The sequence below is a fragment of the Streptomyces sp. NPDC059371 genome, assembly GCF_042751995.1.
In the GTDB taxonomy this organism is placed as follows: Bacteria; Actinomycetota; Actinomycetes; order Streptomycetales; family Streptomycetaceae; genus Streptomyces.
In genome coordinates this window covers 1-8887 of sequence record NZ_JBHYXD010000005.1, presented here as the reverse complement: position 1 = coordinate 8887, position 8887 = coordinate 1, and the positions used below count along the sequence as shown (strand labels likewise).

6 protein-coding genes and 1 riboswitch are annotated in these 8887 nt (G+C 71.1%); of the genes, 3 read left to right on the top strand and 3 right to left on the bottom strand.

Features of this window, described 5'->3' with window-relative positions; genetic code table 11:
- Window positions 1–149 precede the first annotated feature (149 nt).
- Window positions 150–1439 carry an outer membrane lipoprotein carrier protein LolA gene (locus tag ACFXGX_RS04550; protein WP_384784608.1) on the bottom strand — a complete coding sequence of 430 codons (1290 nt, stop codon included), beginning with the start codon at window positions 1437–1439 and terminating at the stop codon, window positions 150–152.
- A gap of 279 nt (window positions 1440–1718) precedes the next feature.
- Entirely contained in the window at window positions 1719–2756 is a 1038-nt protein-coding gene (locus ACFXGX_RS04545) for a CHRD domain-containing protein (protein ID WP_384784606.1), read from the bottom strand.
- Window positions 2757–2995: 239 nt separating this feature from the next.
- On the opposite strand from ACFXGX_RS04545, the gene ACFXGX_RS04540 reads away from it, so the two are divergent.
- Window positions 2996–3583 (top strand): hypothetical protein, encoded by a 588-nt coding sequence (locus ACFXGX_RS04540; protein ID WP_384784604.1) that lies wholly within the window; start codon window positions 2996–2998, stop codon window positions 3581–3583.
- A 295-nt stretch (window positions 3584–3878) separates the two neighbouring features.
- Here the strand turns inward: ACFXGX_RS04540 and ACFXGX_RS04535 are convergent, their stop codons facing one another.
- Window positions 3879–4889, bottom strand: coding sequence for a polyprenyl synthetase family protein (locus ACFXGX_RS04535; RefSeq protein WP_355761912.1), 1011 nt, complete (start codon window positions 4887–4889; stop codon window positions 3879–3881).
- Window positions 4890–5321: 432 nt separating this feature from the next.
- Between ACFXGX_RS04535 and ACFXGX_RS04530 the strand changes: the two genes are divergently transcribed.
- Both ACFXGX_RS04530 and ACFXGX_RS04525 read left to right on the top strand, forming a co-directional pair.
- The gene (locus ACFXGX_RS04530; protein ID WP_384784601.1) at window positions 5322–7319 is read left to right on the top strand and encodes a CocE/NonD family hydrolase; all 1998 of its coding nucleotides are present in this window, start codon (window positions 5322–5324) and stop codon (window positions 7317–7319) included.
- 484 nt (window positions 7320–7803) lie between these two features.
- A riboswitch (cyclic di-AMP (ydaO/yuaA leader) is annotated at window positions 7804–7997 on the top strand.
- A gap of 4 nt (window positions 7998–8001) precedes the next feature.
- Entirely contained in the window at window positions 8002–8772 is a 771-nt protein-coding gene (locus ACFXGX_RS04525; protein ID WP_384784599.1) for a transglycosylase SLT domain-containing protein, read from the top strand.
- Window positions 8773–8887 lie beyond the last annotated feature (115 nt).

The following is an 8887-nucleotide window of genomic DNA, read 5'->3' as shown; positions in this document are numbered from 1 at the left end:
GCCAACCCCGTGGCTCCCGGCGTGGGGCGGGGGGGGGCCCGCGCGCCCCCCCGGGGGGGCGGGCGCGGCCCCGCGGGGGGGCGCCGGATCCGGCTCGTCGGCGGACAGCTCCTCCATGGGCTCCCTCGGTTCGGTTCGCCTGGTTGCTGCTACTGGGCCGCGTCAGCCGCCTTCACCAGCGCGGCCTTGGTGACGGCCCCGGCGTACACCGTGCCGTCGTCCGTGATCAGCGCGTTGACCAGGCGGGTCGAGAAGACCGTGCCCGAGCCGAACTTGCCCTTGACGTGGTCGCCGAGGGAGTTCAGGAACCCGTCGACGTCGCTGTTGCCGGTCGAGCCGGACGCGCCGGACGGCATGCCCTCGCCACCGGTTTCGAGGACGAGGATCGCGTTCCAGCCCTCGCCGATGGTCTTCGAACCGCCGAGATCCTCGGCCGTCCCCTCGTGTCCCTTCGGCAGCGCCTTCTCGAAGCCCTTCGGGAGCGTCTTCTCGAAGTCCTTCGGTTCGCCGCCCTTCGACTCGCCGCCCTTCGCGCCCTTCGGGTCGTCGCCCTCGGTGACCTTCGCGCCCTTCGGCGGGGTGAAGGCGAACGTCGACGCGGCCGGCCGGGAGAAGTCGACCTGGGTGAAGCCCGCGTCCACGACGGCCGCGCCACCGCTCGCCGGGGTCAGCGTGAACTTCAGCGGCAGCCCCGTCTTCGCGTCCACCGAGATGCTGATCGCACCGACCGTGGTGCCGGACTGCCGGGGCTTGATGACCAGCTTGTAGGCGTCGCGGCCGGCGACGTGGGCGGTGCCGTCGACGGTCACGGAGGTCGTGTCGTCCACGGACTTCAGGACCTCGTCGGCGAAGTCCTTCGGGGTGGCCGGGACATCCCGCGGCGCCTTGTCATCGGCGCCCTCGCCGGCGTGCCCGGACTCGGCGGACGTCGAGTGGAACACCTCGTTCGACTTGCTGTCGTACCCCCACACGTCCTTGCCGTTGTGGATGACGCTGTACTCGGCGGCGTCGTCCAGCAGGGAGACCTTGCCCCTGTCCGGACCGTCGGCCGCGACACGCAGGGTGTGCGTGCCCGAGGCCAGTTCGAGGAGCTTGGACTGCGGGTCGGCGGAGGAACCGTCGCGCCCTCCGGCCGCGCCGGACAGCAGGCCGCTCTCCAGACCGCCCAGGTCGGGCAGCCCCAGATCGGTGCTGATCTTGACGGTGCCGGACAGTTGCTGGACGTCCGACTGGGCGATCTTCTCGATGAGTTGCTGCGCGGTGACCTTCGGCAGGTCGGGGTCTCCGGAGTCGGCGAGCGCCGGGACGAGCCCGATCGTCGCCGCCGCCACCCCCACCACCGCGACCGGAACGACGTACCGAGCGGCCTTGCGTCGCCCGGCGAGCCTGTCGTCGGCCTCCTCGGCCCTCGCGCTGTCGTCGGATTCGTACGGTGCCATGTGTGCCTTACCTCCGTCGTCGGCGGCGGCCCTGCCCTCGTTTCCGCTCCACTCCTAAGCCGCCATTCTCACCCGGAACCGGTGAGGAGTGGTGTTCTCCATCTGACCAAATACGCCGGATGAACGCGTCAACCCGCGGGCTCAACTCCGCGTAGTCCTGCGGTATGACGTGAGAGGGCGGCGCCTCCCCCGGACCCGTAGGGGTCGCTCACGGGGGAAACGCCGCCCTGGCGACGCGTCGGCCGATGTCCTGCCGGACCGGCGGCTCAGCGGCTCGGCTCAGCGCTGCACGAACACGTAGTCGGCGCGGTAGGGAACACCCACGATCGCGCCCGGCGTGCACGAGCCCGCCGGGGCGACACCGCCCACCGTGTTGAGGCGCAGGATCTCCTGCGTGCCAGCCAGCAGACCGTGGTCCCCGCCGGACTGCGCGGCCCTGAGGTCGAGCTCGGGGATGTTCGTTGCGCCGTTCGGGGTCTTCGCGATCAGCGCCCCGGTGACGGCACTGCGGTCGGGCGCGATCCACTGCGGAGTACCGGAGTTGGGCTTCACGAACGAGTGAGCGATGTGGCCGCCGAGCCGTGCGGAGACGTCGCGCTGGGCGAAGGCGTGGCCGCCGCCGTCGGCCGGCTTGCACTCGTAGATCTGCTCGCCCTCGACCACGGACGCCTGGAAGTTGTGCAGGGCGTTGCGGAAGTCGAAGGTGCCCGTCACCTTGTGGAGCTGTCCGCGGACGGCCCCGCCCGGGAACTTCGTGGTGTGCAGGTTGGCGTAGAACGAACCGGGGTCGCTCTTCAGCGTGTCGAGCAGGGCCGTGTCCTCGACCTTGACGGTTCCGACAGCGCTGTGGCCCTTGATCCGGCCGAGCAGTCCACTGAAGTCGATCTTGACGTCGCCGTTCGCTCCCTTCGCGCCCTGGTGGATGTGGAGCAGGGTGGGCCTGCCGGTACCGCGCCATTTCACCGCGACGGACACCTTGTCGCCCTCGACCTTGATGAACTCCAGCGCCGCGCCGTCCGGGTCGCCGACGGCGGGGCCGCCCGCGACGGGCACTTCGGCGGCGCCGCGCAGGCTCGCGGCGAGGACGGTGCCGCCGCTGCCGCCCATGACCGCGTGGCTGGTCACGGCCGTCCGCGCGTCGCGCCCGGCATGGTGCGCGCCGCCGCTCCGGCTCCGGCTCGTGCTCCCGGCGTGCGCGCCGTGGTCGGCGGCGGCCGCCGGGACGACGGCGATGGTGACTCCGGCTGCGGTGGCCACCGCCACGCCGATCAGGATCAGGCTCTGGCGACGCGTCGTGAACATGGTGTTCGATCCCATGATTCCGTTTTCTCCCCGTAACCCGGCCGACGTCCCCTGCGTCAGCTTCTGCGCAGGATTACGGACCCGGTCCGGCCCGGACTCACCCTCGCCGTGTGGCGCCGGTCACATCACTCCGTATCGCTCAGAAGCAGTCAAATGTGGCGACCATTCGAGCAAAAATCGGCTCGAATCCGTACGTACGGGTGGCAGCGACCGGAGCGCCCAGCACTCCGGGCTCACAGGATCGAGGGATCACCATGGTTGCCATCAGGCACGTCACGGGATACGCCGCCACGGGCGCCGCCGTCCTGGCGCTCGCGCTCGCCGGATGCGGAGGGGGAGGCGGCGGCAGCAGCGGCAGCGGGACCAGCACCCCGAAGAAGAGCGGCTCCACGCAGAGCGGCACGACCGGATCGGCGACGTCGACGCTGACCACCGCCAAGGTCGCGAAACTGGGGACGGTCGTGACCGACGGCAAGGGCTACGTCCTGTACCGCTTCGACACGGACTCGGTGAACCCGACGAGGGTCAGTTGTTACGACACCTGCGCCGCGCTCTGGCCCGCGGCCACGACCACGGCCAAGAGCGCGGTGACGACGAAGGGCATCGACAAGAGCCTGGTCTCCACAGTGAAGCGCAACGACGGCACCACCCAGATCACCCTCGCGGGCTGGCCCCTGTACCGGTACGCCAAGGACGACGAGCCGAAGGAGCCGTACGGCCAGGGAGTGGACGGAACGTGGTGGGCCGTCACGCCCAGCGGAGCGAAGATCACCACACCGGTCGCGACGTCTTCGACACCGGCACCGGCCACCACGAGCCCGGGAGCCGGCGGAGGCTACTGACAGCCGCCCCTCGCATGGGCCGGTCATCCCGGCCGGCCCGTGACCGGACATCGACGGATGAACGCCCCGACCGGCACGTGACCGGTGAACCGCGAACCGGCCTCTTGGCGGGTCCATGACCGGACGTTCGCCGTTCGGCACGGCACCTTGGCCGGCTCATGACCGGACATCCGCCGTTCGGCGCCCTGGCCGGCCCGTGACCGGTGACTCGCGTGTCGGCTTCCCAGCCGGCCCGTGACCGGTGACTCGCGCAAGGCTTCCCAGCCTGTCCGTAACCGGTGACCCCCGCGTCGGCTCAGCCGGCCCGGTGCACCACCGCGTCCACCAACTCGACCAGCGCGGCCTTCGCGTCGCACTCGCGCAGCGGGGCCAGCGCGGCGCGCGCCTCCTCCGCGTACCGCACGGTGTCCCGGCGCGCCTGCTCCAGTGCGGGGTGCTCCCGCAGCCGGGCCAGCGCCTCCGCGTGCCGCGCGTCGTCGGTCAAGTCGGATTCGAGCAGCTCGCACAGTGCGATGTCCTCGGCGAGGCCCAGCCGCTCGGCGCGCTCGCGCAGCCGCAGCACCGGCAGCGTGGCGATGCCCTCGCGCAGGTCCGTCCCCGGCGTCTTGCCGGACTCGTGCGAGTCGGACGCGATGTCGAGGACGTCGTCCGCGAGCTGGAAGGCGACGCCCAGCCGCTCGCCGTACTGCGTGAGCACGTCCACGACGGTCTCGTCGGCGCCCGACATCATCGCGCCGAACCGGCACGCGACCGCGACCAGGGACCCGGTCTTGCCGCCGAGCACGTCGAGGTAGTGGTCGACCGGATCGCGGCCGTCGCGCGGCCCCGCGGTCTCCAGGATCTGTCCGGTCACCAGCCGCTCGAACGCCTCGGCCTGGATCCGGACGGCCTCGGGCCCGAGGTCGGCCAGGATGTACGAGGCACGGGCGAAGAGGAAGTCACCCGTGAGGACGGCCAGCGAGTTGCCCCAGCGCACATTGGCACTGTCGACCCCGCGCCGGACCTCGGCCTCGTCCATCACGTCGTCGTGGTACAGCGTGGCGAGGTGGGTCAGCTCGACGACCACGGCCGAGGGCACGACACCCGGCGCGTAGGGGTCGCCGAACTGCGCGGCGAGCATCACGAGCAGCGGCCTGAACCGCTTCCCGCCGGCCCGCACGAGGTGCTGGGCGGCTTCCGTGATGAACGGGACCTCGCTCTTGGTGGCTTCGAGCAAACCCTCCTCGACAGCCGCCAATCCGGCCTGGACATCGGCTTCGAGAGCCTGGTCCCGCACGCTCAGCCCGAACGGCCCGACGACGGTCACGAGAGGTTCTCCTGTCTGCTGACGATCACATGGCGAACTCGGTCGATCATTCGGTCGATGACACGGTTTGTCGATGTGTCGCTGCCATCACTCAAGTCAGCGTATCCGGTCACGTTTCGATCACCACGAGCGCCCACCGTCCCCCGGCCCACTTGGCTCCGCCAGGAGGTATGCGGGAGTACACCCGGAAGGCACACGGGAAGCACCTAGGTGCCCCAACGACGGGTACCCCGGCTCACGGGCGGCACCCGATCACCGGCGGTATGTTCATGATCAGACGATGTGAACCGATTTGCGACGACATGCGGCGAAGCACCCGGAAGAGGCCACCGTGTCCCACAGCCGTGCCCGACCCGTGTACGGCCGGGACCCGACGGTCCCCGTTCTTCCGGCCGTGCCGCACGACGCATTCCGTCCCCTGAGGTGACGCTCATGCACATCCGTACGTCCTTCCCCTACGAGACCACTCACGAGGACGTCCTCGTCCCTCTCTCGGACGGCACCCGTCTGTACGCCCGGATCTGGCGGCCACTGACCGAGGAGCCCGTACCGGCGCTCCTGGAGTACGTCCCGTACCGCCTGACCGACTGGACGGCCTCGCGCGACCGGCAACGACACTCCTGGTACGCCGGGCACGGCTACGCCTCCGTCCGCGTGGACGTGCGGGGGCACGGCAATTCGGAGGGCTTGCCGGGGGACGAGCGGTCGGGGGCCGAGCCGGACGACGGGGTGGAGGTGATCTCCTGGCTGGCCGCTCAGCCCTGGTGCACCGGCCGGGTCGGCATGTTCGGGATGTCGTGGGGCGGTTTCAGCTCCCTCCGCGTCGCGGCCCGCGCGCCCGAGCCGCTCAAGGCTGTCGTCACGGTCTGCTCGACCGACGACCTCTATGACAACGACTCGCACCACGCGGGAGGTTCCGTCCTCGCCGTCGACACGCACGCCCGGTCGGCCCGTCTGCTCGCCTTCGCCGCCCGCCCGCCGGACCCCGCGCACGTGGGCGAGGGGATGTGGCGGGACATGTGGGAGAAGCGGCTGGAGGCGGTCACGCCCTGCGCGCACACCTGGCTGGCCCACCAGACCCGGGACGCGTACTGGCGCGAGGGCGGCGTCCGCGAGGAGTACGGAGCCATCCGCGCGGCGGTCCTCGCGGTCGGCGGCTGGCACGACCCGCACCGCGACACGGTGCTGCGCCTGGTGCGGAACCTGCCGCCGGATCGCGTACGAGGTCTCATCGGCCCCTGGTCCCGCCAGTACCCGGACCGGGGCCTGCCGCCCGGACCGGCGATCGGCTTCCTCCAGGAGACGCTGCGCTGGTGGGACCACTGGCTCCGCGACGAGGAGACGGACACGCTCTCCGTCCCTCTTCTCCGCTCGTACGTGATGGACGCGCACCCGCCGGCGACCGTGTACGAGCGGGTCCCCGGCCGCTGGGTGGGCGACCCCGCCTGGCCCTCACCCTCGGTGACCCCGGTCGCGTACGCGCTCCAGGGCGCTCCGCTGCCGGTGCGGTCCCCGCAGCACACGGGGGTCGACGCGGGCCGGCTCTTCCCCTCGGGCGACGACGCCGACCTGCCGCCGGACCAGCGGGAGGAGGACGCCCGGTCGGCCTGCTTCGAGTTCGAGGTGACGGAGGAGACCTGGGTCCTGGGCCGCCCCCGGGTCAATCTGCGGCTGACGTCCGCGTCGCCCAGGGGCCAGGTGATCGCCCGGCTGTGCGACGTGGCCCCGGACGGGGCGTCCACGCTCGTCACCCGGGGCGCCCTGAACCTGTCGGCGCGCCGGGGCCTCGACCAGGCGGTTCCCTGGCGACCGGGCGCCACGGAGCACGTGGTCCTCGACCTGAACGCCATCGGCTACGCGTTCCCGGCGGGCCACCGCATCCGGCTGGGCGTCTCCTCCGCGTACTGGCCCTGGATCTGGCCCCAGCCGGGCTCGGAGGCCGGCTTCACCCTGGAGCCGGTCGGCAGCGTCCTCGAACTCCCGGTACGGGCAAAGGAGTCGGACCCCTCGATCACCTTCGGGGAACCGGAGGAGGCCGAACCCCTCGGCGTGACCGTCTCGGCGACCCTGGACGAGCCCCGCCCGCGGCGCCTGGTCCTGCGCGACGTGGCCGCGGAGACCTGGAGCCTGGAGGTGGACCCGGGGCGCGGCGGGACCCGGGTGTTCCCCGACGGCCTCGAATGCACGGAGGAGGCCCGGGAGACGTACACGATCGACGCGACGGACCCACTGTCCGCCCGCGCCCGTTCGGTCTGGTCGATCCGGCTGCACCGGCCCGAGCTGCCGTGGGACGCCCGCGTCGAGACGGTCTCCGCCATCGCCTGCGACGCGCAGGACTTCATCACGACCGACGAACTCGTCTGCAGGAACGGTGACGAGGTCGTCTTCCACCGGACCTGGGAGAAGCGCATCCCGCGCACGGCCGGCTGACCGGCCCGGCCGACCGGGCCCGCGGGCACGGGAGTTCACCTCCGGCGGGGCCCGCACACGCCGAACTCGGTTGGCACGACGTCCACTTCGCCGCGCGCCCACCGGGGTTCGGCCCGCCCCCGGCCGACGCTCCCGCCCGGGACCTGCCGCGCTCCCCGATGTGTCCCGCGCCACAATTCCCGCCGCACCAGGGGCCGCTCAGCGCCTTCCGGGGGGCCTGACAGCGCCCGCCGACGCAGGCGCAATGTCCGAATTGGCCCCTCATGGCGCCTTGATGCTCTTTGGTCTCGTGAGTTGGGTCACCGGCCCGCCAGGCCGCCGCCGGGTGCCCTTTCTGGATCAACCCCTTTGCGAAAGGCAAGTTGAGGATCCAATTCCGGCACAATCGGACTTTTCACCCTCGCATTAACCAGGCGAAAGCGATCTTCACGGTCAAATCTCGTCTTGTTTCGGACATGTGCTCTCGCATACGTTCTGGTCGAACCCGGGCGGATCGCCGAATCCTGCCGCCGCCCGGAAACCCATCGACCCACGCACGGCAGGAGCGGGGGAACCACAGGTAAGCCGCCGGTCCGGACACACCCGGAACGGCTTGGGGTGAAGCCGCGCCCAGAGCGCGGCCGGGCATCTCCCGCCCGAACCCGACAGCTCACCTCGCAGGCGTCGGAGAGGACATTTCGCCATGCCCGTACGAGCCAAGCACCGCCGCATGAAGACCAACGTCATCACCCGGGGCATGATCGCCGCCGGAACGGGTGGCATCGCCCTCGCCCTCCCCCTCGTGAGCGCGACCGGCGCCAGCGCCGCCACCCCGGCGCAGGCCCCCCAGGCGGCCAAGACCGCCCACACCGCGGTGGTCCCCAACGTCCAGCTCATCACCTACAAGGTGGTCGCCGGCGACACCCTGTCCAAGGTGGCGAAGAAGTACCCCAAGAGTGGTGGCTGGAAGAAGCTGTACGCGGCGAACCGCGCGGTCATCGGCGACAACCCCGCGGTGATCCGTCCGGGCCTGAAGCTGACCGTCGGCACGAAGACGCTGAAGTCGACGACCGTCCGCACCACGGCGAACGCGACCCCCGCCGTCGCCAAGTCCAAGTCGACCACCGTCACCCAGGCCGCCGCCAAGACGTACACCAACGACCTCGACGGCTGGATCAAGGAATCCCTGGACGTCATGGCCAAGGCCGGCATCCCGGGCAGCTACGACGGCATCCACCGCAACGTCATTCGCGAGTCCTCCGGCAACCCCAACGCCATCAACAACTGGGACTCCAACGCCGTCGCGGGCATCCCCTCCAAGGGCCTGCTCCAGGTGATCGACCCCACGTTCCAGGCGTACCACGTCGCCGGCACGTCGTCGAACATCTACGACCCGGTCGCCAACATCACCGCGGCCTGCAACTACGCGGCCGACAAGTACGGCTCCATCGACAACGTCAACGGCGCCTACTGATCTCACCCCCGCACCACCCGCTTCACCCGCACCCGCCGACGGCGCCTTACGGCCCGTCGGCGGGTGCGTGTTCTTGGCGGCCGGTCGGGTGCGTGTTCTTGGCGGCCGGTCGGGT